This is a genomic window from Reyranella sp. (genome assembly GCF_965228225.1).
Classification (GTDB): domain Bacteria; phylum Pseudomonadota; class Alphaproteobacteria; order Reyranellales; family Reyranellaceae; genus Reyranella.
Window position 1 is genome coordinate 3,559,839 of the sequence record NZ_OZ245801.1, and the last position, 24,435, is coordinate 3,584,273.

Annotated in this window: 23 protein-coding genes and 1 tRNA gene; 11 read left to right on the forward strand and 13 right to left on the reverse strand. The window is 65.0% G+C overall.

The genetic code is table 11. The annotated features are described in order from the left end of the window. Positions 1-331 precede the first annotated feature (331 nt). Positions 332-1,222, reverse strand: coding sequence for a LysR family transcriptional regulator (locus ACO07K_RS17250; protein ID WP_422011745.1), 891 nt, complete (start codon positions 1,220-1,222; stop codon positions 332-334). A gap of 29 nt (positions 1,223-1,251) precedes the next feature. Further along, positions 1,252-2,223: a thioredoxin-disulfide reductase gene (gene trxB / locus ACO07K_RS17255; RefSeq protein ID WP_422029915.1), complete on the reverse strand. Its 972-nt coding sequence runs from the start codon at positions 2,221-2,223 to the stop codon at positions 1,252-1,254. A 177-nt stretch (positions 2,224-2,400) separates the two neighbouring features. Between trxB and ACO07K_RS17260 the strand changes: the two genes are divergently transcribed. The 3 genes from ACO07K_RS17260 to ACO07K_RS17270 all read left to right on the forward strand — a co-directional run bounded on the left by ACO07K_RS17260 (position 2,401) and on the right by ACO07K_RS17270 (position 3,951). Continuing rightward, positions 2,401-2,880 carry an Lrp/AsnC family transcriptional regulator gene (locus tag ACO07K_RS17260; protein WP_422029917.1) on the forward strand — a complete coding sequence of 160 codons (480 nt, stop codon included), beginning with the start codon at positions 2,401-2,403 and terminating at the stop codon, positions 2,878-2,880. 50 nt (positions 2,881-2,930) lie between these two features. After that, positions 2,931-3,302 carry a nuclear transport factor 2 family protein gene (locus ACO07K_RS17265; RefSeq protein WP_298317728.1) on the forward strand — a complete coding sequence of 124 codons (372 nt, stop codon included), beginning with the start codon at positions 2,931-2,933 and terminating at the stop codon, positions 3,300-3,302. 82 nt (positions 3,303-3,384) lie between these two features. Then, complete coding sequence (locus ACO07K_RS17270) at positions 3,385-3,951, forward strand: inner membrane-spanning protein YciB (RefSeq protein ID WP_422029920.1); 567 nt, start codon at positions 3,385-3,387, stop codon at positions 3,949-3,951. On the opposite strand, the gene greA is transcribed toward ACO07K_RS17270, so the two are convergent. From greA to carA, 3 genes are all read right to left on the reverse strand, one after another. After that, positions 3,944-4,417 carry a transcription elongation factor GreA gene (gene greA / locus ACO07K_RS17275; protein ID WP_422029922.1) on the reverse strand — a complete coding sequence of 158 codons (474 nt, stop codon included), beginning with the start codon at positions 4,415-4,417 and terminating at the stop codon, positions 3,944-3,946. The two genes, ACO07K_RS17270 and greA, sit on opposite strands and share 8 nt — an antisense overlap. Positions 4,418-4,510: 93 nt before the next feature. Continuing rightward, positions 4,511-7,756, reverse strand: a complete 3,246-nt coding sequence (carB, locus tag ACO07K_RS17280; protein WP_422029924.1) for a carbamoyl-phosphate synthase large subunit — start codon at positions 7,754-7,756, stop codon at positions 4,511-4,513. A 7-nt stretch (positions 7,757-7,763) separates the two neighbouring features. Beyond that, positions 7,764-8,948, reverse strand: coding sequence for a glutamine-hydrolyzing carbamoyl-phosphate synthase small subunit (gene carA / locus ACO07K_RS17285; RefSeq protein WP_422029926.1), 1,185 nt, complete (start codon positions 8,946-8,948; stop codon positions 7,764-7,766). Between the two features lie 223 nt (positions 8,949-9,171). Between carA and ACO07K_RS17290 the strand changes: the two genes are divergently transcribed. From ACO07K_RS17290 to rpoD, 3 genes are all read left to right on the forward strand, one after another. Beyond that, entirely contained in the window at positions 9,172-9,630 is a 459-nt protein-coding gene (locus ACO07K_RS17290) for a GatB/YqeY domain-containing protein (protein ID WP_422029928.1), read from the forward strand. 210 nt (positions 9,631-9,840) lie between these two features. Beyond that, positions 9,841-11,718 carry a DNA primase gene (dnaG, locus tag ACO07K_RS17295; RefSeq protein WP_422029930.1) on the forward strand — a complete coding sequence of 626 codons (1,878 nt, stop codon included), beginning with the start codon at positions 9,841-9,843 and terminating at the stop codon, positions 11,716-11,718. 166 nt (positions 11,719-11,884) lie between these two features. Next, positions 11,885-13,906 (forward strand): RNA polymerase sigma factor RpoD, encoded by a 2,022-nt coding sequence (gene rpoD / locus ACO07K_RS17300; RefSeq protein ID WP_422029932.1) that lies wholly within the window; start codon positions 11,885-11,887, stop codon positions 13,904-13,906. 53 nt (positions 13,907-13,959) lie between these two features. Here rpoD and ACO07K_RS17305 read toward each other — a convergent pair whose 3' ends face one another. The 3 genes from ACO07K_RS17305 to ACO07K_RS17315 form a co-directional block, all read right to left on the reverse strand. Then, positions 13,960-14,262 carry a hypothetical protein gene (locus ACO07K_RS17305; protein ID WP_422029934.1) on the reverse strand — a complete coding sequence of 101 codons (303 nt, stop codon included), beginning with the start codon at positions 14,260-14,262 and terminating at the stop codon, positions 13,960-13,962. A gap of 96 nt (positions 14,263-14,358) precedes the next feature. After that, positions 14,359-15,195 (reverse strand): hypothetical protein, encoded by an 837-nt coding sequence (locus ACO07K_RS17310; RefSeq protein ID WP_422029936.1) that lies wholly within the window; start codon positions 15,193-15,195, stop codon positions 14,359-14,361. A 3-nt stretch (positions 15,196-15,198) separates the two neighbouring features. Continuing rightward, positions 15,199-15,771, reverse strand: coding sequence for a helix-turn-helix domain-containing protein (locus ACO07K_RS17315; protein ID WP_422029938.1), 573 nt, complete (start codon positions 15,769-15,771; stop codon positions 15,199-15,201). Between the two features lie 103 nt (positions 15,772-15,874). Here ACO07K_RS17315 and ACO07K_RS17320 point away from each other — a divergent pair, with 103 nt between their 5' ends. Then, on the forward strand, positions 15,875-16,267 hold the full coding sequence (locus tag ACO07K_RS17320) for a hypothetical protein (RefSeq protein ID WP_422029940.1): 393 nt from the start codon (positions 15,875-15,877) through the stop codon (positions 16,265-16,267). A 52-nt stretch (positions 16,268-16,319) separates the two neighbouring features. On the opposite strand, the gene ACO07K_RS17325 is transcribed toward ACO07K_RS17320, so the two are convergent. Continuing rightward, positions 16,320-16,955: an OmpA family protein gene (locus tag ACO07K_RS17325; RefSeq protein ID WP_422029942.1), complete on the reverse strand. Its 636-nt coding sequence runs from the start codon at positions 16,953-16,955 to the stop codon at positions 16,320-16,322. Between the two features lie 194 nt (positions 16,956-17,149). Between ACO07K_RS17325 and ACO07K_RS17330 the strand changes: the two genes are divergently transcribed. Next, positions 17,150-17,323, forward strand: a complete 174-nt coding sequence (locus tag ACO07K_RS17330) for a hypothetical protein (protein WP_422029944.1) — start codon at positions 17,150-17,152, stop codon at positions 17,321-17,323. 126 nt (positions 17,324-17,449) lie between these two features. On the opposite strand, the gene ACO07K_RS17335 is transcribed toward ACO07K_RS17330, so the two are convergent. Then, positions 17,450-18,553 carry an amidohydrolase family protein gene (locus ACO07K_RS17335; RefSeq protein WP_422029946.1) on the reverse strand — a complete coding sequence of 368 codons (1,104 nt, stop codon included), beginning with the start codon at positions 18,551-18,553 and terminating at the stop codon, positions 17,450-17,452. A gap of 130 nt (positions 18,554-18,683) precedes the next feature. Between ACO07K_RS17335 and ACO07K_RS17340 the strand changes: the two genes are divergently transcribed. Next, positions 18,684-18,758 (forward strand) — tRNA-Thr (locus ACO07K_RS17340). 114 nt (positions 18,759-18,872) lie between these two features. Beyond that, positions 18,873-19,826, forward strand: a complete 954-nt coding sequence (locus tag ACO07K_RS17345; RefSeq protein WP_422029948.1) for an HlyD family secretion protein — start codon at positions 18,873-18,875, stop codon at positions 19,824-19,826. A 12-nt stretch (positions 19,827-19,838) separates the two neighbouring features. Here ACO07K_RS17345 and ACO07K_RS17350 read toward each other — a convergent pair whose 3' ends face one another. Next, the gene (locus ACO07K_RS17350) at positions 19,839-21,839 is read right to left on the reverse strand and encodes a TRAP transporter permease (RefSeq protein WP_422029950.1); all 2,001 of its coding nucleotides are present in this window, start codon (positions 21,837-21,839) and stop codon (positions 19,839-19,841) included. 70 nt (positions 21,840-21,909) lie between these two features. Then, positions 21,910-22,881 (reverse strand): TAXI family TRAP transporter solute-binding subunit, encoded by a 972-nt coding sequence (locus tag ACO07K_RS17355; protein WP_422029952.1) that lies wholly within the window; start codon positions 22,879-22,881, stop codon positions 21,910-21,912. A 326-nt stretch (positions 22,882-23,207) separates the two neighbouring features. On the opposite strand from ACO07K_RS17355, the gene ACO07K_RS17360 reads away from it, so the two are divergent. Beyond that, positions 23,208-23,714, forward strand: a complete 507-nt coding sequence (locus tag ACO07K_RS17360; RefSeq protein WP_422029954.1) for a hypothetical protein — start codon at positions 23,208-23,210, stop codon at positions 23,712-23,714. A gap of 12 nt (positions 23,715-23,726) precedes the next feature. Here ACO07K_RS17360 and ACO07K_RS17365 read toward each other — a convergent pair whose 3' ends face one another. Then, a complete protein-coding gene (locus tag ACO07K_RS17365) occupies positions 23,727-24,260 on the reverse strand; it encodes a hypothetical protein (RefSeq protein WP_422029956.1) in 534 nt (177 codons plus the stop codon). Between the last annotated feature and the right edge of the window lie 175 nt (positions 24,261-24,435).

Genomic DNA, 24,435 nt, shown 5'->3' on the forward strand with positions numbered 1-24,435 from the left:
CGCCGACACCATATCAATCGATAGGTTAAGTCATCTGGGTGGCCTCTCAGCGGCAGATCGCCCCACATCAAGAAGACCGCAAAAAAGCCCGGAGCGCACAAAAAAAACGCCGGGCCCAAGGGCCCGGCGAGTCAAACAGGGAGGCTTCACGTCTGGGAGACGTGGGATCATGAGGATCCCGAGTTTCGAACCGATCAGCCAAAAGCGGTCGTGTCGAAAACCTGCATCCAACCTATGCCTCATCCAGAAGATTGGTAGTGGTGAAGTTTTGGACACTGGCATGCGGCGTGCGCATGCCTTCACCGACTATGCAATCCTGCAGGTCGCGCCCTCAGAAACGGGTCTCCGCGACCTTCCGCAGCAAGAAATCCCGGAAGACTGCGATGCGCTTGGAGTGCCGCAGCTCTTCCGGATAGGTGAAATAGACGTCGGTCGTCCGGACGTTCAGGTCGGGCAACAACATTTCCAGCTTGGTCGATTCGCGTGCGAGATAGTCGGGTAGCGAAGCAATGCCGAGGCCGGACTCGACGGCGCGGAAAATCCCGTAGGTGTTGTTCACCCGCAGAACCACGAGCCGCGGGTTCTGGTCGGGATTGCCCTCGCGAAGCAGCCAGTTGACGTCCTGGACGGGGGCGCGCGCATCCTCGCCGAAGATGATGAGACGATGCTGGTCGAGATCGTCGATCGTGTTGGGTTTGCCGTACTTCTGCACGTAGTCGTGCGAGGCATAGACGTGACTGCGGACGGTCAGCAGATGGCGCTGCACCAGTCCGGGCTGGCGGGGCATGACCATGCGGATGGCCACGTCGGCCTCGCGCATGCCGAGATCGAGCTCGTTGTCGGACAGAACCAAGCTCACATCGATCTCGGGATAGAGCGCGATGAACTCGTGCATCTGGGCCGTGAGCCAGGTCGAGCCGAAGCCCACCGTCGCATGGATCTTGAGCCGGCCGGCCGGCTTGTCCTGATTGGCCCGCAGCAGCGCCTCTGCCGTGTTGACCTTGGCGGCCATGTCGCGGGCCGTCCGGTAGAGCAGCTCGCCCTGCTCCGTGAGGATGAGGCCGCGCGCATGGCGGTGGAACAGCATGACGCCAAGCTGTTCCTCGAGCGCGCCGATCTGGCGCGAGATCGCCGACTGGCTGAGCTTCAGCGACTCGCCCGCATGCGTGAAGCTGCCGGCATCCGCCACGGCCTGGAATATCCGCAGCTTGTCCCAGTCCATTTCATTGCCTCCCTGTCCACGCCTGCTGCTTACTCGGCGGCCTCTGCGTGGCGCGTCTCCTGACCTGCCAGCCACTTTTCGGCTTCGAGCGCGGCCATGCAGCCCGTTCCCGCCGCCGTCACGGCCTGCCGGAACACCTTGTCCTGCACGTCGCCCGCCGCGAAGACGCCCGCGATGTTGGTCGCCGTCGAATCCGGCCGGGTGATCAGATAGCCCTCGCCATCCATCTCGAGCTTGCCCTTGAACAGCTCGGTATTGGGCGAATGGCCGATCGCAACGAAGAATCCGTCGGCCTTGAGGTCCTGCACCGCGCCCGTCTTCACGTTGCGCAGGCGCGCCCCCGTGACGACCGGCGCCGGGGTCTTTTCACCGAGAACCTCGTCGACGACGTTGTCCCAGACGACGCTGACCTTGGGATTCTTGAACAGGCGGTCCTGGAGGATCCTCTCCGCGCGGAAGCTGTCGCGACGGTGCACCAATGTCACCTTGGAGGCGTGATGGGTGAGATAGAGCGCCTCCTCGACAGCGGTATTGCCGCCGCCGACCACGATCACTTCCTTGTTGCGGAAGAAGAAGCCATCGCAGGTCGCGCAGGCCGATACACCGCCGCCGCGGAAGGTCTCCTCGCTGGGCAGGCCGAGCCACTTCGCCGTGGCGCCCGTCGCGATGATCAGCGAGTCCGCCTCATATCGGTCGCCGGAATCGCCCAGGCAGACGAACGGCCGCACCGAGAGGTCGACGTCGACGATCGTATCGAAGAACATCTGCGTGCCGACATGCTCGGCCTGCTTCTGCATCTGCTCCATGAGCCACGGCCCCTGGATGACATCCGCAAAGCCCGGATAGTTCTCGACGTCGGTCGTGATCGTGAGCTGGCCGCCCGGCTGGATGCCCTGCACCAACATGGGCTTCAGGCTTGCGCGGGCCGCATAGATGGCCGCCGTGTAGCCGGCCGGGCCAGAGCCCAAGATCATTACCTTGCTTCGGTGAGTTTCTGCCATGTCCGCTCCGCATCCCGCCAACCGCATATCTTCGACATATATGCAAACCTCCGCCGAGTTGCACGGCTAGAAGTCGATTTCACACGCAATTGTTCACAGGCAATCACCGAATTCTCGCAACTTTATTGCTCGCCCGGCACGGTTCTGGCATAGACCGCGCCCAACGGAGGAATACTGATGGCTCGGGCCAAGCTCGATCGAATTGACCGGCGAATTCTAAGCGACCTGCAATCCAATGGACGCATGACCAACGTGGAGTTGGCCGAACGGGCCGGCATTTCGGCGCCCCCCTGTCTGCGCCGCGTGCGCGCTCTGGAGCGCGCCGGGATCATCAAGGGCTACCATGCCGAACTGAGCGCCGAGGCATTGGGCTACAGCGTGTCCGTGTTCGCGCTGGTCGGACTGAACAGCCAGGCCGAGGCCGATCTCAAGGCCTTCGAGGCGCTGATCGCCAACTGGGACGAGGTCCGCGAGTGCCACATGCTGGCTGGCGAGGCCGATTTCCTACTCAAGATCGTGGCCGAGACCTGGGACGACTACCAGAAATTCCTGACCACCCGCCTCACCTCGGCCCCCAACGTCAGCCATGTGAAATCCATGATGGTGTTCCGGACGGCGAAGGAAGTCCCCGGCGTGCCGATCTCGACGGAAGCGTAGCTTCCTTCGGGCGGGTGGAGGCACCCCGCGCAGAAGCAACGGAGCAAGAATTGACCGACGTCACCTTCGAAATCCTGCACCGCGTTGCGGACGCCTTTGCCCGACGCGACGTCGACGGCATCGTCAATTCCTTCGCCGAGGACGGCGAATTCCGCAACGCCAAGGGGCCCGACTATTGGGGCCAGAGCTTCAAGGGCAAGGCGGCCATCCGCAGCTATTTCGAGCCGCTGTTCGCCAATACCGGCGATGTGAAGTGGGTTCACACGAACGAGTTCATCTGCGGCGACCGGGCCGTGACCGAATGGCACCGGACCGCCACGCTGAAGTCCGGCGAGCGCCAGGAGTGGCTGGGCTGCGACCTCTACACCTTCCGGCGCGGCCTCATCGTGATGAAGGACACCTACATCAAAGTCGTGGTCTGACCGCGAGGTCTTGCGGGAAACAGCGTGTATTGATACCCTCCTAAAATACACAGCGTTGTCACCAAGACCGGGGGCGCAAGCCATGAGGGCTCTTTTCCAGGCATCGAAGATCCTGCTACTCGACCTGGCGTCGACGCTGCTGTTCCTTGCCGTCTATGCGATCACCGGCAATCTCTTCCTCGCCGTCGGACTCGGCATGGCGCTGGGCATCGTCCAGATCGGTTGGCAGCTCGCCCGCAAGCAGCCCGTCGAGGCGCTGCAGTGGCTCAGCCTCGTCATCATCTTCGCGTCGGGTACGGCGACGTTCCTGACCGACGATCCGCTCTTCATCATGATGAAGCCCAGCATCATCTACGGGATCGTCGGCCTGGTGATGCTGAAGCGCGGCTGGATGACCCGCTACCTGCCGCCGATCGCACGCGCGACCGTTCCCGACCTCGCCCTCACTTTCGGCTATGTCTGGGCGGGCCTGATGTTCTTCTCGGCCGGGCTCAACATCGTGCTCGCCCTGACGCTCGACGTCACGAGCTGGGCGGCCGTGAAGTCGGTCTGGGCGATCGGCAGCAAGGTCGGCCTGTTCGGCATCCAGTATGCCATCATGAAGTCGACCGGCATCCGCCGGGCGCGCGCCATGATGGCGGCTAGCTGAACTGCACGCCCACCACTTCGTAGGACTTGCCGCCGCGCGGCGTCTGGACCTCGACCCGGTCGCCGACCGTCTTGCCGATCAGCGCCCGCCCGATCGGCGAAGTCACGGAGATCCGCCCCTTGGCGAGATCGGCCTCGTAGGGACCGACGATCTGGTATTTCACCGTCTCGTCCGTATCCTCGTCGGCCAGGCGCACGACGGCGCCGAATTTGACGATCTTGCCGCTGAGCTTCGAGAAGTCGATCACCTCGGTCCGCGAGATGATGTCCTCGAGTTCGGCGATGCGTCCCTCGATGAAACTCTGCTTTTCGCGCGCAGACGTGTACTCGGCGTTCTCCGAGAGATCGCCGTGCTCGCGCGCCGTCGCGATGGCTTTGATGATCGCCGGGCGCTCGACGCTCTTCAGCACTTTCAGTTCGCCTTCGAGGCGCTGGAGCCCCTCGGCCGTCATGGGAATACGTTCCATCGCCAAATCGTCCTTGATCAGTCGTACGGCGTCAACGCCGAACGCACCCCCAAACGAGGTGCCGTTCGGCAAGTTGCAGGAAAGACCGCCCGTTTAGAAGGCAGTCTTGAAGTAGGATTGCAGCGGCGCCACGTCGAGCCCGCCCTGCTTGACCGCGGCAATACCCTCGACCGCCGCCTTGGCACCGGCGACCGTCGTATAGTAGGCGATCTTGTGCATCAGGGCGGTACGCCGAAGCGTGAAGCTGTCGGTCAGCGCGCTCGCGCCCTCGACCGTATTGAAGACGAGCTGCACCTTGCCGTCCTTCATCAGGTCGACGATATGCGGCCGGCCTTCCAGCACCTTGTTGACCTGCTGCGCCTCGATCGAATGCTTGCGCAGGAACTCCGCCGTGCCGCGGGTCGCGACGACCTTGAAGCCCAGTTCGATCAGGCGCTTCAGGGGTTTCACCATCGCCTGCTTGTCCTGGTCCTTGACCGAGACGAACACCGCGCCCTCGACCGGCACCTTGCTGCCGGCGCCGAGCTGCGACTTGGCAAAGGCGCGCCCGAAATCCATGTCGAGGCCCATGACCTCGCCGGTCGAGCGCATTTCCGGGCCGAGGATGATGTCGACGCCGGGGAAGCGCGCGAAGGGGAACACCGCCTCCTTGACCGCGATATGCTTGCCCTTGGCCTTCTTGATGCCAAGGGACTTCAGCGCTTCGCCGGCCATCAGGCGGGCCGCGAACTTGGCGATCGGCTGCCCGGTCGCCTTGGCGACGAACGGCACGGTGCGGCTGGCACGCGGATTGACTTCAAGGACGTAGACCTCGCCATCCTTGACGGCGAACTGCACATTCATCAGGCCAACGACATGCAGCGCCTTGGCCATCGCCTCGGTCTGGCGCTCGATCTCGGCCAGGATCTTGGCCGACAGCGAGTAAGGCGGCAGCGAGCAGGCCGAGTCGCCGGAATGGATTCCCGCCTCCTCGATATGCTCCATGATGCCCGCGACGAACACGTTCTGGTCCTTGTCGGCCAGGGCGTCGACGTCGACCTCGATGGCATCGCGCAGATAGGAGTCGATCAGCACCGGATTGCTGCCCGAGACCTTCACGGCATCGCGCATGTAGCGCTCGATGGCGGCGCGGTCGTAGACGATCTGCATCGCGCGTCCGCCCAGCACGTAGGATGGGCGGATGACCACCGGATAGCCGATCCTCTCGGCAATCTCGATCGCCTTCTCCTGCGATGTCGCCGTGCCGTTGTCGGGCTGGCGCAGCTTGAGCTCGTGGATCAGCTTCTGGAAGCGCTCACGGTCCTCGGCGAGATCGATGGCGTCGGGCGAGGTGCCCAGGATCGGTATGCCCGCGGCCTCGAGCGGCTTGGCGAGTTTGAGCGGCGTCTGGCCGCCGAACTGCACGATCAGGCCCATCAGCTCGCCGCTGCGGCGCTCGACCTCGACCAGCTCGATCACGTCCTCCGCGGTCAGCGGCTCGAAGTAGAGCCGGTCGGCCGTGTCGTAGTCGGTCGACACGGTCTCGGGATTGCAGTTGACCATGATGGTCTCGTAGCCCGCCTCGCGCAGCGCGTAGACGGCATGGACGCAGCAATAGTCGAACTCGATGCCCTGGCCGATGCGGTTGGGACCGCCCCCCAGGATGATGACCTTGCGCCGGTCGGTCGGCTGCGCCTCGCATTCGGCCGGACGCACCCCGTCACCCTCGTAGCAAGAGTAGAGATAGGGCGTGCGCGACTCGAATTCGGCGGCACAGGTATCGATGCGCTTGAAGACCGGCCGCACGCCGAGAGCCCGGCGCTTCTTCGCCACGTCGCCGGCGCCCTGCTTCGTCAGTTCGCCCAGCCGCTCGTCGGAGAAGCCCTTCTTCTTGAGGTCGAAGAACGCCTTGGCGTCCGTCGGCAGGCCATCCTTGCGCACGCTCGCCTCGATGGCGACGAGCTGCTCGATCTGGCGCAGGAACCACGGCTCGTACTTCGACGCCTGGGCGATCTCTTCGACGTTCAGGCCGTAACGGAACGCCTGGGCGATCACCAGGATGCGGTCGGGCGTCGGCCGTGCCAGGGCGCCCACGATGGCGGACTTGTCTGGCGCGCCCTTGATCTCGATCTCGTTCAGGCCGGTCAGGCCGGTCTCCATCGAGCGCAGCGCCTTCTGCAGCGATTCCTGGAAGGTGCGGCCGATCGACATGGCCTCGCCGACGCTCTTCATCGAGGTATTGAGCAGCGGCTCCGCGCCCGGGAACTTCTCGAAGGCGAAGCGCGGCATCTTGGTGACGACGTAGTCGATCGTCGGCTCGAACGAGGCCGGCGTCTCGCCGGTGATGTCGTTCAGGAGTTCGTCGAGCGTGTAACCCACGGCCAGCCGGGCGGCGACCTTGGCGATCGGGAAGCCCGTGGCCTTGGAAGCCAGCGCCGAGGACCGCGACACGCGCGGATTCATCTCGATCACCACCATGCGGCCGGTCGCCGGATCGACCGCGAACTGCACGTTCGAACCGCCGGTATCGACGCCGATCTCGCGCAGGCACGCGATCGAGGCGTCGCGCATGATCTGGTATTCCTTGTCGGTGAGCGTCAGGGCCGGAGCGACCGTGACGGAGTCGCCGGTATGCACGCCCATCGGATCGACGTTCTCGATCGAGCAGATGATGATGCAGTTGTCGTTGCGGTCGCGCACGACCTCCATCTCGTACTCTTTCCAGCCGAGCACGGATTCCTCGACCAGGACCTCGCCGACCGGCGAGGCATCGACGCCGCCGGCCACGATCTCGAAATATTCGTCGCGATTGTAGGCAATGCCGCCGCCGGTGCCGCCCAGCGTGAAGGACGGGCGGATGATCGCCGGCAGGCCGACCCGCTCGAGCGCGGTCGCCGCCTCTTCGCGATTGTGCACGACCTCGCTCTTCGGGCATTCCAGCCCGATCTTGGTCATGGCGTCGCGGAACAGCAGCCGGTCCTCGGCCTTGTCGATGGCCTCGGCATTGGCGCCGATCAGCTCGACGCCATACTTCTCGAGCCGCCCATCGCGATGCAGCGACATGGCGGTGTTGAGCGCCGTCTGGCCGCCCATGGTCGGCAGGATCGCGTCGGGCTTTTCCTTCTCGATGATGCGCGCCACGAAGTCGGGCGTGATCGGCTCGATATAGGTCGCATCGACCAGCCCCGGATCGGTCATGATCGTGGCCGGGTTGGAGTTGATCAGGATGACCCGATACCCCTCGTCCTTCAGCGCCTTGCAAGCCTGAACGCCGGAATAGTCGAACTCGCAGGCCTGACCGATGACGATCGGGCCGGCGCCGATGACGAGGATGCTCTTGATGTCGGTGCGCTTGGGCATGATTTCTCTACTTGCCCTTGCTCTTGTCGATCATCTCGACGAAGCGGTCGAAGAGATAGTGACTGTCGGTCGGGCCGGGCGAGGCTTCGGGGTGATACTGGACCGAGAAGGCCGGCTTGTCGGTGCAGCGCAGGCCTTCGTTGATGCCGTCGAACAGGGAGACGTGCGTCACTTCCGTGTTTTCCGGCAACGATTCGGGGATGACGCAGAAGCCGTGGTTCTGCGACGTGATCTCGACCTTGCCGGTGGTCAGGTCCTTGACCGGCTGGTTGGCGCCACGGTGGCCGCGCTCCATCTTGCGCGTCTTGCCACCGAGCGTCAGGGCCAGCATCTGGTGCCCGAGGCAGATGCCGAACAGCGGCACCTTCCTGTCGAGCACGGCCTGGATGGCGGACGAGGCATAAACCGCGGTCGCCGCCGGATCGCCGGGGCCGTTGGACAGGAACACGCCATCGGGATTGTGCCGCAGGATGTCCTCGGCCGTGGCCGTGGCCGGCACGACGGTGACCCTGCAGCCGGTGTTGGCGAGGCAGCGCAGGATGTTGCGCTTGGCGCCGTAGTCCACGGCGACGACGTGGTACTTGGGATTGGTGAGCTTGCCGTAGCCCTTGCCCAGGGCCCACTTGGTCTCGTCCCAGGTGTAGGTCTGCTTGGTCGTGACCTCGAGGGCCAGATCCATGCCGTCGAGTCCCGGCCAGTCGAGCGCGATCTGGCGCATCTTCGGGATGTCGAACTTGCCGTCCGGCGCATGGACGACGACGCCGTTGGGCGGGCCGCCGTCGCGGATGCGCCGCGTGATGGCGCGCGTGTCGACGTCGCAGATGCCCGGCAGATTGTGGCTCTTCAGCCAGTCGTTGAGCGGCTTTACGGAGCGCCAGTTGGCCGGCTCGGTGATGTCGCCGCGCAGCACGACGGCGCGCGCGGCCGGGGTGATCGTCTCGATGTCCTCGAGATTGGTGCCGACATTGCCGATGTGCGGGAAGGTGAAGGTGATGATCTGGCCGGCATAGGACGGATCGGTGATGATCTCCTGGTATCCGGTCATCGAGGTGTTGAAGCAGACCTCGCCCACGGCATGGCCGGCGGCGCCCACTCCCTTGCCCCAGAAGACCGTGCCGTCGGCCAGCACCAGCGCGGCCGTGGCCCAACGCGGCGCGGCGTCATTCGCACCGGCGGTCTTAGGTGAAGTCATGATGTTTGCCCGTTCGTGCGGCTCGCGCGGCCTCGCCCCGGACCCGGCATGGGCGAGGCGATCGGCAAGCCGGGCGGGTTGTAACCAAGCCGCCGCAGAGGGTCAAGGCGCGGAAGGCAGCCATTTTCTAAGCTATTTCAATAGCTTATTTGCTTTGCCAACAGCGACGGGGGCGATTAGTTTCCGCCCCTTAGCCTTCGGGCATACCAACGGGACCCAAGCGATGCTGCGCGAAAAACTGACCGAAGCGATGAAAGACGCGATGCGCGCCAAGGATCAGGCCGCGCTGGGCACGATTCGGCTCATCCTGGCCAAGCTCAAGGACGCCGATATTGCCGCCCGCACCGAGGCCAGCCGCGACGGCGTGGCGGACGACAGGATCCTGTCGCTGATGCAGGGCATGATCAAGCAGCGCAACGAATCGATCGCCCTCTACGAAAAGGGCGGCCGCTCCGACTTGGCCGACAAGGAGAAGGCCGAGATCGCCGTGATCGAGCGTTTCCTGCCGCAGCAGATGGACGAAGCCGCGGTCGAGGCCGCCGTGCGCGAGGCCATTGCCGCTGCCGGCGCCACCTCGGTCAAGGACATGGGCGGCGTCATGGCGACCCTGAAGGGCAAGTATGCCGGCCAGATGGACTTCGCCAAGGCGTCAGCCGCCGTGAAGAAGGCTCTCGCCGGCTAGCCGGCTGCTGAAAAGCCCGAGTCATGTCGAGCAAACGAAATAACCGAAATAAACGAAATAACTGAAGCGGATGTCGCAGGCCCCTGATCCTGTGTCGCGTTGACCGTTGACGCAACAATGTTGCGCCCCGGGTTAGACGCCGGCGGGCGGCCGGTAACGATCCCCGCTATCCCCTATGGCGTGGCATCGGTCCGGGGGCCATCTTAGGGGATGGCGTTCCCTCCCGGCTTCCTCGACGAATTGCGCGCGCGCCTCAGCCTGTCCGACATCGTCGGCCGGAAGGTGTCGCTGAAGCGCCGCTCGGGTGCCGAGTACGCAGGCCTCTGCCCCTTCCACAACGAGAAGACACCGTCCTTCACGGTCAACGACAAGAAGGGCTTCTTCTACTGCTTCGGCTGCCACGAGAAGGGCAGCGCCATCGACTTCGTCATGAAGACGGAAGGTCTCTCCTTTCCCGAGACGGTCGAAAAACTCGCCCGCGAGGTCAACCTGCCGGTGCCTGTCGCCACGCCGGCCGAGCGCGAGCGGGCCGACCGGGCTTCCACTCTCCAGCAGGTCGTGGAAATGGCCGCTGTCTGGTTCCAGAAGCAGCTTCGCCTGCCGGTCGGCCGCCACGGCCTGGACTATCTGCGCGGGCGCGGCCTCTCCGACGCCACCATCGACGACTTCCGCCTGGGATTTGCGCCCGATTCGCGCGACGGCCTCCTCGCCGCCCTGAAGCGCGAGAACGTCCCCCTCGACAAGATCGTCGAGGCTGGGCTTGCCATCCGGCCCGAGGACGGGCGCGACCCCTACGACCGGTTCAGGGGCCGCGTGATGTTCGTCATCAACGACCGCCGGGGCCGCGCCATCGCCTTCGGCGGGCGCGTCATGGGCACCGGCGAGCCCAAATATCTGAACTCGCCCGAGACGCCGCTCTTCCACAAGGGCGCCAATCTCTACTGCCTCGACCGGGCCCGGCAGGCCGCGACCAAGGACCAGCCGGTGATCGTGGCCGAAGGCTACATGGACGTGATCGCGCTGCACGGGGCGGGCTTCACCGGCGCCGTGGCACCGCTCGGCACTGCCCTGACCGAGGGGCAACTGGGAGAACTCTGGAAGCTCGCCGACGAGCCCTTTCTCTGCTTCGACGGCGACAATGCGGGACGGCGCGCCATGTCCCGGGCCGCCGAGCGGGCGCTTCCCCTCCTGCGTCCCGGCAAGAGCCTGCGTTTTCTCACCCTGCCGGCTGGCGAGGACCCCGACAGCCTGATCCGGACCAAGGGCCCTGATGCGGTCCGCCGCGTCCTCGACCTCGCCCGTCCGCTGTCAGACATCGTGTGGGAACTGGAAATCGAGGGCAAACCGGCCGATACGCCGGAACGCCGGGCGAGCCTCCAGCGCGGCATCGAGCAGCGGGTGGCGGAGATCGCCGATCCGGTCGTGCGCGACTATTACCGCACAGAGATGCGCAACCGGCTGAACCGGCTGCGCCGCCCCGAGGCGCCGGCCTGGCAGCCTGGAAAGTTCCGCAAGCCCTTCAGACGCCCCGGAGATCCCGAACCCGCGCCTTTCGCGGCCGGCTCGGCGGCCCGCCGCTCGGGCCAGGATCTCGACGCCTCGCGCCAGGAATGGGGCCTGCTGGGCGCCCTGATCGAACGGCCGGCCCTGCTCCACATCCTGGCCGAAGATCTGGCAGCCCTGCCGATCACCAGCCCCGACCTGGGCCGGCTGCGCAGCGGACTGCTGGATGCCCTCTCCCTCGTGCCGTCGGGGGTGGATCCGGCCGCAGATGAGGCGGCGGGCGACCCGTCTCTGGAGGCCGAATTGATCGGCCAGCATCTCCAGAGGATGGGGCTGGCGCAGCTCGCAGCCTCGGCGCAGGCGAAGGCTCGCGAGGCCTTCCGCGACGACCCGACCGATGCGGATGGCTGGGTTGGCCAGTGGCGCCGGGCCGCCCGTCATGTCAGCCATCTTCGGTCCGACCCCGAGGAGCTGAAACGGGCCGAAGATGCTCTCGCAGAGGATATGTCGGAGGAGAATTTGCGGCGACTTCATGCCGTCCTCGACCGCATGCGGCGGGAAAGCCTGGAATCCAATGCGCTGTAGCCGGGCCGCGCAGATTCAGGGGCCTCCCCCTATCGCTGCTTGCACTGAAGCCCCATATAGTAGAAGGGTAGTTTTTGCGGGGCCGCCCTCCCGCCTCCCCTTCTTGCAGCCAAATAACGGCCCTTTGGCCGTTCTACCTGTTTGTCGCACCCAAGGATTTGAGTAAATGGCGACCAAAACCGCGACCGTAGCGCAACCCGAAGCCGCCGATGCCCGGGAGGAGGGTCCTGACGCCCCCCTGCTCGACTCGCTCGGCGCAGAGCTCAAGAAGCTCGTCCAGAAGGGCAAGGAACGCGGCTACGTCACCTATGACGAGTTGAACGCCGCCCTGCCGCCCGACGAAGTGTCCTCCGAGCAGATCGAGGACACGATGGCGATGCTGTCGGAGGCCGGGGTGAATGTCGTCGAGGCCGAGGAGCCGGAGGATACGGCCTCCGCCACCGCGGCCGAACCCGCCAAGACGGCGGTGGTTGCGGCCGAGGCCACCGGCGAGGACGAGGAGCTGGGTCGTACGGACGATCCGGTCCGCATGTACCTGCGCGAGATGGGCAGCGTCGAGCTGCTGAGCCGCGAGGGCGAGATCGAGATCGCCAAGCGCATCGAGGCCGGTCAGGACAAGATGATCGGCGGCATCTGCGAAAGCCCGATGACGATCACGGCGCTGCTGCATTGGCGCGATGCGATCAACGAAGGCCGCATTCTGCTGCGCGACGTGATCGACCTCGAGGCGACCCAGGGCGGCGGCGCCCCCGGCGAGGGCAAGGGCGTGAACGCCGCCCCTCCCGTTCCCGCCGCGCCGCCGATGCCGCGTCCGGCGTCTCTGCCGAAACTGGTGCGGCCGGCCGGGCCTGCGGTGAACGGTGAAGCGGGCGGCGAAGCGCCTGCAGCGGAAGGGGCTGAGGAGGACGACGAGAACGCGCTCTCCCTGTCGGCGCTCGAGGAGAAGCTCAAGCCTGAGGTTCTGCGCACCCTCACCAAGATCTACAAAGTCTATATCGAGATGTCGAAGGTGCAGAACCGGCGCCTGTCGACTCTCGCCCGCGGCCAGAAGCCCAGTGCCGAATTCGAGAAGAGCTACGAGAAGCACCGCAAGAAGATCGTCGAGCTGGTGCGGACGGTGCACATCAATGCCGCCCGCATCGAGCAGCTCAAGCTCTCGCTCTACGACCTAAACCGCAAGCTGATGACCCTCGAGGGCAAGCTGCTGCGCACGGCGGAAAGCTTCCGCATCTCGCGGCAGGACTTCCTCGACAATTACTTCACGCACGAAATCGATCCCAACTGGCTCGAGAAGGTCGGCAAGCTGTCGGGCCGGGGCTGGAAGGATTTCGCCAAGAAGCGCGGTCCCGAGATCGAGAAGATCCGGGCGGAGATCAAGGACATCTCCGATCACTGCGGCGCGCCGATCTTCGAGTTCCGCCGCATGTGCAAGACCGTCCAGGACGGCGAGCGCGAGATGATGCGGGCGAAGAAGGAGATGATCGAGGCCAACCTCCGTCTCGTGATCTCGATCGCCAAGAAGTACACGAACCGCGGCCTGCAGTTCCTGGACCTCATCCAGGAAGGCAACATCGGCCTGATGAAGGCGGTCGACAAGTTCGAGTACCGCCGTGGCTACAAGTTCTCGACCTACGCCACCTGGTGGATCCGCCAGGCCATCACGCGCTCGATCGCCGACCAGGCGCGCACCATCCGTATCCCGGTGCACATGATCGAGACCATCAACAAGCTGGTGCGTACCAGCCGGCAGATGCTGCACGAGATCGGCCGCGAGCCGCAGCCCGAGGAGCTGGCCGAGAAGCTCGGCATGCCGCTCGAGAAGGTGCGCAAGGTCCTCAAGATCGCCAAGGAGCCGATCAGCCTCGAGACCCCGATCGGCGACGAGGAGGACAGCCACCTCGGAGACTTCATCGAGGACAAGAACGCCGTCATCCCGCTCGAGGCGGCGATCCAGGGCAATCTGCGCGAGAGCACGACGCGGGTCCTGGCGACGCTCACGCCGCGCGAGGAGCGCGTGCTGCGCATGCGCTTCGGCATCGGCATGAACACCGACCATACGCTCGAGGAGGTCGGCCAGCAGTTCTCCGTCACCCGCGAACGTATTCGCCAGATCGAGGCCAAGGCGCTGCGCAAGCTCAAGCACCCGAGCCGCTCGCGCATGCTGCGCAGCTTCCTCGACGAGGGCTGAGAAAGACCGAGATCCGAGATTGAAAGCCGGGGCGCGTCCCCGGCTTTTTCATGTCATTCGCGATCGGCGATCCGCACCAGAGACGGCAACAGGCCGCTCACCGTCACGTTGAGCCGGCGAACCTCTTCCATCACCGCCGAGAGATTCTCCTGAACGACCGCGCAGTGACGCGACGCCTCGTTGCGGGCGTCGTCGAGCCCCGGATCGATCGCATAGGGATGCCCGAGGGCGCGTCCGCATTCCGCGAGCACACCCAGCAGTGCCGCCGGCGATTCCGCCGCGTGACCGGGACGCACGAAATCGCGGGTCGCATGTTCGATCCGCTCCAACGCCGTGACAAGACCATCGACTTCCATGGGAGTCTCCTCGGCCGACAACGGGAACGCTGTGATCGGGATCGATGCTGTCACCGGAGGCCGCGGCGCACAAGCCTGCGGCCTCCTCCCGGAAGATCAGCCGAACCGCAGCAGGGGTATCGCGGCCGCCGCCAGCAGGACGGCGGCGATGCGCATGCGCGTGAAGGGCTCCTTCAGCCAGAATACGGCGATAAGGACGGCAAAGATTGCGCTGGTGTCGCGCAGCGCCGCTGCCGGAGCGATCGGCGCATGGCTCCAGACCCAGAGGATCATCAGATACGATCCCATGGCGGCGACCGCGATCGGCAGGGCGAGAATCCAATGGGCTGTCACCTGCGTCCAGGGCGGCCCCGAGCGGCGCTGCCGCCACGCCATGGCCGCGGCATTGGTGATCGACACGACGAACCCGTAGGCCCAGGGCGATCCCGAGAGCCGTACGCCCTGCGCGTCGCACAGGATGTAGGCCGCCGTGCCGACGCCCGCCGCCGCGGTCCAACCCAGCGCCGCTCTCGTGATCCCCTTCCCGCGCGCGGCATCCCAAGCGAGGACGACCAGCGCGAGCGAGATGATCAGGATGCCGAGCAGCCCCGCCATCGCCAGTCGTTCGCCTGTCACCAAGGCCGCCAGCGGCACCACCATCAACACCGCGAGGGAGCGGACGACGGGGTAGACGAGGCCGAATCCCCCGAGTTCATAGGCCCGCAGGAGGGCCGACACGGTGAGGACGTTCATCACGGTGGAGGCTGCGATCCAGCCGAAGGAAGCGAGATTGGGAAGGCCGGAGAAGAAGAGCGCCGGAACGACGAGCAGTGCGCCCAGTACCATTTGGGCCGTCATCACCTGTGCCGGATTGCGGCTCGCCTTCACGGCGGCATTCCAGCCCGCATGGAGGATGGCGCTCAGCAGGGCGAGCGAAACGTCTGTGAGATCCATCGGTCAGGCGGGCCGCGGCGCGACGATGACCACGCAGTAGCGTGCCGGGCTCTGCGTTGAGTTGTGGTAGGTGATCGGCCGGTCGAGCACCATCGCCAGGCAATCGCCGGCGCACAACTCGAAGCGCTCCTCCCCCAGCGTCATCTGGATCGTGCCCTCGAGGACCCAGACCTGCTGATGGGTCACGCCCGGCCGGGCCGCCGTCTCATAGGCCACGCGCGCGCCCGCCGGAAAAATCACCTCGACGATCTGGATGGGAGACGGGAAGCCGTCCGGCGAGACGTTGCGACGCAGGTACCCAGATCCGGGGTCTCGCCATTCGATCTGATCCGCCCGGCGGGACACTGGAGCCGGCGGCGCGGCTGGCATTTCGAAGAGCGTTGCCAGGGAGACGCCGAGGCCGGTCGCCAGCTTTTCGAGAAGCACCGCAGTCGGATTGCTTTCAGCACGCTCGATCAGGGAGATCATGGAGCGGCTGACCCCGCTCGCCTCCGCCAGCGCCTCGAGAGACAGGCCATGCTTGTCCCTCAGGTCACGCACACGGGCGGCGATCCGTTCGTTGATGCCCGTCTCCATTACATCCTTCCTACAATGGATAAATCATCCATTATATTGGAGGTCACATCAAGGAAGCTCGGGGTGCGCTAAAATATGATGCGACTGCGAGCGGGGGAATGAGATGAAAGACATCGTCGATGAATTGCGCGCCGAGTGCCGGGAGCAACACGGGCCGACCGGAGACGACACGGGTGTCCTTGCCCGCGACGTGCGCTGGCGGGCGGCAGCGGAGATCGAGTCCCTGCGGCCGGCGACTTGGGGGCCGATCGAGACGGCGCCGAAGGACGAAGGCCCCCTCCTGCTCTTCTGCCCGGGCCTCGAAGGGCATGTCGCCGACGAGATCGTCGTCGGTGCCTGGAATTTCGATCCGAACCGGCGCTCCCTGGGCTATTGGGTGAGCGATGTTGGAGCGCTGGACCCCGGCTTTGCCGAGACCGGGCCGTGGATCGAGTATCACGAACTCCAGCCCCGCCAGTGGGCGCGCTTGCCCGCACGGCCGTCCACAAGAAAGTAGAAACAAAAAAGGCGGCCCCGAGGGCCGCCTTTTCCGTTGTCGGTGTCGGGTATCAGCTGCGCGGCGGCAGCGGAACCTTCGCGTCCGTGAGCAACTTCACGAGGGCGGGAATGCCCGCCTTGTAGTCGCCGGCATCGCACTTGGCGATCGCCGCCGGAGCCTCGCTGGCCACCGAGTCGCGACGCACGGTGTCGCGCCACTTCGCGGCCAACGCCTTGCAGTAGGCGGCGTCATCCATCGGAGCCGCGGCCATCGTCTGCGCGATGACGATCTCGACGCGGCGGTTCTGCGGCTCGCGAACGTTCGGGCCGGTGGCGACGAGCAGGCCTTGCATGCCGCGACCGACGACGGCGATCGCCGTGGCGGGTACGCCCTGCTGGACGAGCGCGTCCTTGACCGCGTTGGCGCGGCGCAGCGACAGCGCCATGTTGTAGGCCTCGGTGCCCGACGTATCGGTATGACCGGTCGCCGTGATGCGCGCGCTACCCTTCGTCTTATAGGCAGCGGCAGCCTGACCGACGACGCTCGTGGCCTGCGGGTTCAGCTTGGCGCTGTCCCAATCGAAAAAGACCATGAAGCTCTGAGGCGCCGGCGGCGGCGGCGGCGGCGGCGCAGTGGCCGGCGCCGGTTGGTCGCAGGCGGCGATCATGAACGTGGCGGCTAGCAGAACAAACAACTTCTTGAGCATAAGCCCCTCTCCCCTATGGCCATTTTAGCCAAGGCCATAATGCTCGATCACCCCTCGTGCGGGCAATCCCAAAAATTGCACACCGAGTGCCGTTTCAAACGATTTCAGTGAGACCACCTGTGATGGTGCACGCGTCCCGCAACCACCGGGGTTTGGTGCCGTTATTCGCGCACGATGCCAACAAGGAGCACCCCGTGAAGCAAGTCGCGATCGTCACCCTCGCCGCCTGTTCGTTCGTCGCAGGCTGTGCGTCGTACACTGAGCGTGTGGTCGAGAAGCCGGTGCCAGCGCGCACGTCGGAACGGACCGTCGTCTACGACACGACGCCGGCCCCGGCGCAGACCACGACCGTCTACACCACGCGATAGGCGCTTCGCCGTGATCAAACTCACTCTTCTGGCGGCCGCCTGTCTCCTGGCGGCCGGCTGCTCCATCCGGAGCGAGCGGGTGGTTGAGAAACCCGTTCCCGCACAGACGACGGTCTATACGACTCGCTAGGCCGCGAGCCCGTACAGCTCGGCCACATTGTCCCGCAGGATGCGTTTGCGCAGGCCAAGCTCCAGATGCCCGGTTTGCTGGTCGATGACCTCCTGGCTCCACGGCCAGGTCGAATCGCTGTGAGGGAAGTCGTTCGCCCACATCAGCTGCTTCGGGCCGAGCCGGTCGGCGAACTGGAAGGCCGTCCAGTCATCCTGAAAGGTCAGCGTTATGTGATCGCGGAAATACTCGGACGGGAGACGCTCGAGCTCCTGTCCCTTCATCCAGTAGCGGTGGCGTTTGTAGGCATGATCCATCCGGTACATGAAGTGCGGCGCCCAGCCGGCATCTGCCTCCACGCAGACGACACGCAACTTCGGATGCCTCTGGAACACTCCGCCGAACACCAGCATGCCCATGATGTCCTGACAGCCCCGGATGATCGACAGGAAGCCGTTGATCTTCGGGCCTCGGGGTTTTGAGAGGGAGTTATCCCCAGAAGTCGTGAGGATATGCCAGGACAACGGCATTTCGAGTGCGACCGCTGCTTCCCAGAAGGGATCGTAGACCGGATCGTCGTAATCCTTTTCAGCCGGATTGCCCGGCATCATCACGCCGCGGAACCCCATCTCCTTGATCCGCAGGAGATCCTCGATCCCCTCCTTTACCGAGCGCATGGCCGTCTGCCCCATGCCGACCAGGCGATCCGGTGCGTGTGAGCAATAGGTCTGGAGCCAGCGGTTGTAGGCGTCGAAGCAGGCTTTCTTGAAATCGAAATCGGGATGGTTGCAGATCAGCATGCCGACGGTCGGATAGATGATTTCTGCCGCCACGCCGTCCTTGTCCTGATCCTGGAGACGGCTTGACGGATCCCATCCGCCGCGGTGCAGGTCCTCGAACCGGGCGCCGCCGATCCGGATGTTCTCCGGGGCGACACCGGCCGCGGCGATCAGGCCCATCGGAACCGGCGTCTTCATGCCATCGACGAGATAGATGTCGCCCATGCTGTCGTGGCGCACGACGTGCGGCGCCCGTTCGCGGAAAGCCGGATCGATATGGTCGCGGTAGCAGCCGGGTGGCTCGGTGATGTGGGAATCTGCAGAAATCGGGCGCCAGTCCATTCGTTCCTCCGTTTTCTTTGCGCCAGCCTAGCCAGAGGTGGAAAGAGTCGGCAAGTCGCGGAACGGGGGCGGTTCCGGCCGACGGCAGCGGTTGAACCGCTTCAAGGCGTGTGGCATACCCGCGCCGCGCGCTGCCGTAGCTCAGTGGTAGAGCACCCCCTTGGTAAGGGGGAGGTCCACAGTTCAATCCTGTGCGGCAGCACCAGCGCTTCCTCCTTGACGTACAGGGAGTGAGAGGCCCATCTCGGGTGGATGGTGAAAGCGGTCCGCGATGGCGCAAAGCGGTAAATTTGCATGGGTCGGAGTCCTACTCGGCACGGTGGCGATCGTCTTGATCGCCGCGGCCGGGGTTTTTGGCCTGCCCGAACTGCAGGTGGGCAGCGCGCAGAACAGGTCGGAAGTGAACGGCCCCTTGATCTCGCGGGGTTACACCGACGCGCCCGTGGGCACGGCCGTGATCGCGGGCGACCCGGTCGGCGGTTCGGTGCTGACCGAACTGCGCATCAAGAACGGCCAGGCCGTCAAGCGCGGCGAGGTCATCGCGGTCCTGAACAACTACGCCACGGCGGACGTCGAGGTGCGCCGGATCGAGGCTGAGATCGCCAAGGCGCGCCGCAAACGCGAGACGATGATCTCAGGCTACAGGACGGCCGAGATCGCGCTTCAGGAAGTATCGGTGAAGTCGGCGTCGGACGAGAGCCGGCTCAAGGACCTCGAATTGTCTCGCTCGAGCGCGCCGCCCGACCAGAAGCAGCTCCAGTCCACCCTCTCGCAGCAGATGCTGGAGCGCGAGGAGGCCAAGCTCAGGTTTCAGAAGGAAGTCCTGAAGGCGGATCTCGGCCAGATCGAAGCCGACATCGCCATCTACGAAGCGAAGCTCGACGGAGCCAAGATCGAGCGCGAGCTCGCAATGGTCCGTTCGCCGCTCGACGGGGTCGTCGTGGACATCTACACGCGGCAGGGTGAGCGCATCTCGTTCCGGGGCATCGCCAAGATCGTCGACCTCAGCCAGATCCGCATCTTTGCCGATGTCGACGAGATTCATCTCCCGACCCTGAAGCCCGGCGGCAAGGTCGAGTTCACCCTCCAGGGCAGCCGGACCGTGCACATGGGCACCATCATCCGGACGCCGCTGACGGTGAAGCGCACCAAGAGGTCGGAGGCCGACCTCGGCGAATCCAACGCCCGCCTCCTCGAGGTCGAGATCCGGCCCGACGATCCGCAGAGCATTCCGCAGATGCTGGGCCGGGAAGCCCGGGTGGTCTTCCAGTAGGCCGGGCGGCCGTCAGGCGGCCTGAGGCCGCGGGCTCCTGTACTCATAGAGCAGCACGGCCACGAGAATGGCCAGGCCGATGACCCGCGCGGCAACCATGCCCCCCACCCAATCATCAATGATGCCTGGGAAAGTGAGCGCGATTCCGGCCACACCGCAGACGACGCGCGTCGCGATACCGAGGGGCCGCCACAGATGGCCCTGCGCTGCGACAGCCAACGCGACGATGCCGCCCGCAGCACCCAGCGTGACCCAGGGAATCCACAGCCAGCTCATGTTCTTGGGTGTCTCCAGCAGCAGGCCGGTTCCGATCGGGTCGAGCACGAAGATGAAGGGCACGAGGAAGGCCGGCAGGGCATATTTCCAGCTCTGCAGCGTGGTCACATAGGGATCGGCCCGCGTGATCGTGGCAGCAGCGAAGGGCGCAAGCGCGGTCGGCGGCGACACTTCGGAGAGCACGGCGTAGTAAAAGATGAACATGTGCGCGGCGTAGTCCGGGATGCCGAGCTTGATCAGAGCAGGCGCCGCGATTACCGCGCACATGATGTAGGACGCCGTCACGGGCACGGCGAGGCCGACCACCCAGACGATCAGCGCCGTGTACATCGCCGTCCAGAAGACCGAGCCGCCCGCCAGGTCGATGACGATCGACGAGAACTTCAGCGCCAGGCCGGTCTTGGTGATGACGCCGACGATGAGGCCGGCGCAGGCGCAGGTCGCGGCAACGCCCAACGCTTGGATCGAGCCGTCCGCCAGAGCCCGGAAGAGCCTGTCCGGCCAGAGCGCCGTGTCGGCGCGCAAGTAGCTCACCATGATGGCCAGCAGGATCGACCAGAACACGGCATAGGTCGCCGAGAAGCCCCACACCATCAGCACGACGACAGAGATCAGCGACGTGAAGTGGAAGCCGTACCGCGTCATCAGCTGCTTCATCGTGAGATCGACCGACGGATCGACGGCGCGCAGGCCATACTTGCGCGAATCGATCTCGGTCATCATCAGCAGGCCGAAATAGTAGAGGCAGGTCGGGATGAGGGCCATCCGCACGATGTCCAGGTAGGACATCTTCAGATACTCGGCGATCAGGAAGGCCGCGGCCCCCAGCACCGGCGGCGACAGGATGGCGCCGAGGCCGCCCGCGGCCAGCAGGCCGCCGGCCGCCGACTTGCCGTAGCCCGCCTCCTTCATGATCGGCCAGGCGACGGTGCCGATCGTCACGGTGGTGGCGACGCCCGAACCCGACGGGCCGCCCAGCAGGAACGACGACAGCACGACCGCGCGACCGGCCGCATTCGGCTGGCCCTTCATGGCGCGCAGCGAGAAGTCGATGAAGAACCGTCCCGCGCCGGAGGCCTGCAGGATGGCGCCGAAGATCGTGAACAGGATGATCAGGGTGGCGGAGACGTCGATGGCCGACCCGAAGATGCCGTTCAGGGTCATGTATTCTTCGGCGATCAGGTCCGACAGCGGATAGCCCTTGTGCGTCCACGGCGCCGGCAGGTAGTTGCCCCACATCGCGTAGGCCAGGAACGTCGCCGACAGGATCGGCATGATCCACCCGGTTGCCCGGCGGGTCGATTCCAGCACCAGCAGGATCAGTATCCCGCCGATCACCAGATCGGTCTGGGTTGGCGAGACATAGCGATCGAGGAAGTCATCGGAATCGGCGAAGCTCGTCCAGCTGCCGCCCGTCATCATGTACCAGATGCAGACGATCACGAGGCCGGCCGCCACGATGTCCCATGGCGCGACCCGGTTGCGCCAGCTCTTCACCGCCGGAAACAGCAGGAAAACCAGGGAGAGCGCGTAGGCGACGTGGATCTCGCGCAACGACTGTGTGTCGACCGTCGACGCCGCGGCATAGAGATGGAAGATGGTCATGGTGAAGGCGATGAAGGTGAGGACCTTGCCCCACCAGCCCACGAACTTGTGGATGCCGCCTTCTTCCTGCTCGACGAGCTCCTCGATCTTGCGCTTTTCCTCGTCGCTCAGCAGTTCGGCCTGGACCGTCATCGTTCTTCCCATCCCCAAAAATGGAAACGGGGCCCTCTCTTGCTGGAGGGCCCCGCCAGTGGCGCTGTCCTTAGGACAGCTTGATGCCCTTCTCGGCGAAGAACTTCAGCGCGCCCGGATGGAAAGGCACCGACGAATTCGCAGTCTTCTGGTTCTCGGCCGTCATGTCGGTCGACGCCTTGTGGGTCGCGACGAGGTCGCCGTGGTTTTCCCACAGCGTCTTGGTGATGGTGTAGGCCTGATCGTCGCTCATCGACGCCGGCACGACCAGGATGTTCCAGATCGCGATCACCGGCACCGCCGCATCCTGGTTCGGATAGGCCTTGGCCGGAATCTGGCTGGCGGCGAAGACGGGACCGTATTTCTTGTTCAGCGCCGGCACCAGCTCGGCCGTCGAGATCAGCTTGATCTTGACGCCCTGGGTCGCCGCCAGATCGGTGATTGCCGCGACCGGCGGACCGCCGTTGAAGAAGTAGCCGTCGAGCTTGCCGTCCTTCATGGCGTTCGTGCTCTCGGCCGGCGACAGGCGCTCGCGCTTGATGTCGCTCAGCTTCAGGCCGAGCTCGTCGATGATGCGCAGTGCCATCACCTCCGATCCGCTCACCGGCGCACTGGTCGAGATGCGCTTGCCCTTGATGTCCGACAGCTTGTTGATCCCGGTGCCTTCCATCGTCACGAAATGCACCAGATTGGGATAGACGACCGCCAGCGTACGCGATTCGACGGGCTTGTCCTTGAACTTGTCGAGACCCTTGATGGCGTCATAGGCGGTGTCGCACTGGGTCAGCGCCATCTGCGCCTTGCCGTCGCGGATCATATGCATATTGGCGACCGAGCCCGCCGTCGCCTCGGCGGTGACCGCCCAGCCCGGGACCTTCTTGCTCAGGATGTTCGCCATTGCGCCGCCAAGCGGATAGTAGACCGCTCCCGTGGTGCCGGTGGCGATCGAGAACTGGGTTTGCGCGAAGGCCGGCAGAGACAGGCCGGCCATTCCGAAAGCGCCGGCGGCCGAGCCGGCGGCAATGAATTGACGACGTTTCATGATGAAGCTCCCTATTGGTTCGTTTCCACTCCCCGAACTCGCGCGGAACAAACCACGACTTCCGGTGTCAGGCAACACGCGCAATCCAGCGCGCTTTCGGAACGCGGCTTCGCGGGATGGAACAGATCGTTGACCGGGTTGTCCATCTTTCCGGAAAATACCACCCGGCAATTCTGTGGTTTTCGGGATAGTCGGAGGCCACCGAAGGCCTCATCTGCCCGTTGACGGGTTCGCCCACATAAGGCCCATATCCGGGGCTAAGTTGGTGCAGTGGAAGTTCACGCACCGGCAGCGTGACTGACACACTCTTCGTGTAGGCTTGGCGTGTGATTCATAATCTGAACTCGGTCCATCTGCTTCTTGTCGCTGCGGCGGGTGCCTGTATTCACCTCTCGGTTCGCGAGGTACGGCGACGCTACATTTCGATCTGGCGCCTGTTCGCGCCGGCGATGTTCGCGCTTTTCGTGGGGGCCGTCCTCTCCCTGCTTCAGCTCGGCGAAAGCCGACCGCCGGCTCCCTGGTTGTTCGCAGCGGCGCTCGGTGGCGGGTTCGCGCTCGGGACCGTGCGCGGCATGACGATCGGCATCCGGCACGACATGTACCGGCCGCAGGTCAACCTGACGCACAAGTCGAAGCTCATGCTGGTCTGGGTGGCGATCGTCGTCGGCGTCGCCGTCGCCGTGGAATGCGTTGGGGCATTCTTTGGCAGTGCGGATCTGGAGACGCCTCGTCTGGGAGCGGCCCTCGTCGCCATGCTCTGCGGCGGCGCCATGCTCGGCCGCGCGCTTCTGCTGACCCTTCGTCTGTATCGTGGCGACCGAGTGAGCGCCTGAGGGAACCGGCGCTCAGGCAGGTGGCTGGGGAGTCAGGCTGAAAGACTCGAAGAAGCGTCGCGTGGCCGGGGCGGTCTGCACGCCGGTCCGGCCGACGACGATGAGCTGGTACAGCGTATTGCCGGCATAGACGGCGCGGGTCGCGAGGATCCAGCCGTCCTCCTCATGGACATACTCCCGAGCCGCAGCCCCCGAAACGTTGAGCGTCCGATCGGAAAGCAGGTGCCCTGGCCGGCCATCACGCCCGTTGAGCAGCATCTGGGCCGGCGTGAGGTTGGGCGGCATCCTTCGGAAAGCCGTGCGGGAGCAGAAATACTCCGTTGCGCCCAGGGTGACCGTCAGCTCGTTCTGCTCGACCACCTCGCCGGTTCCGTTGACCGTCAGTTCTTGCACGGAGCGCTCGGGCGGTCCGGGCATTTCGACCCGGAAACCACCTTCCGTAATCCAGGTCCATTGCTGTGCTCGGGCCGAGGGTGCGCTGCCCGCGACGATCACCCAACCCGCGAGCGCGAGGCAGATGCCTCGCACGACCGCCCATAGCCACATTCTTCCCCCGCTCTCCCCAGAGCCTGGCAAGAGTGTCACACGATCGATTGGAATGCGCAAAAAAGCCCCGCTTCCTTGCGGAAACGGGGCATCAGGTCCTTGGGGGAGAAGGATGGCCCAAAGGCTGAAGGCCATCATCGGACTGACAACGCCGCACGTCCTGGACCCGTTCCAG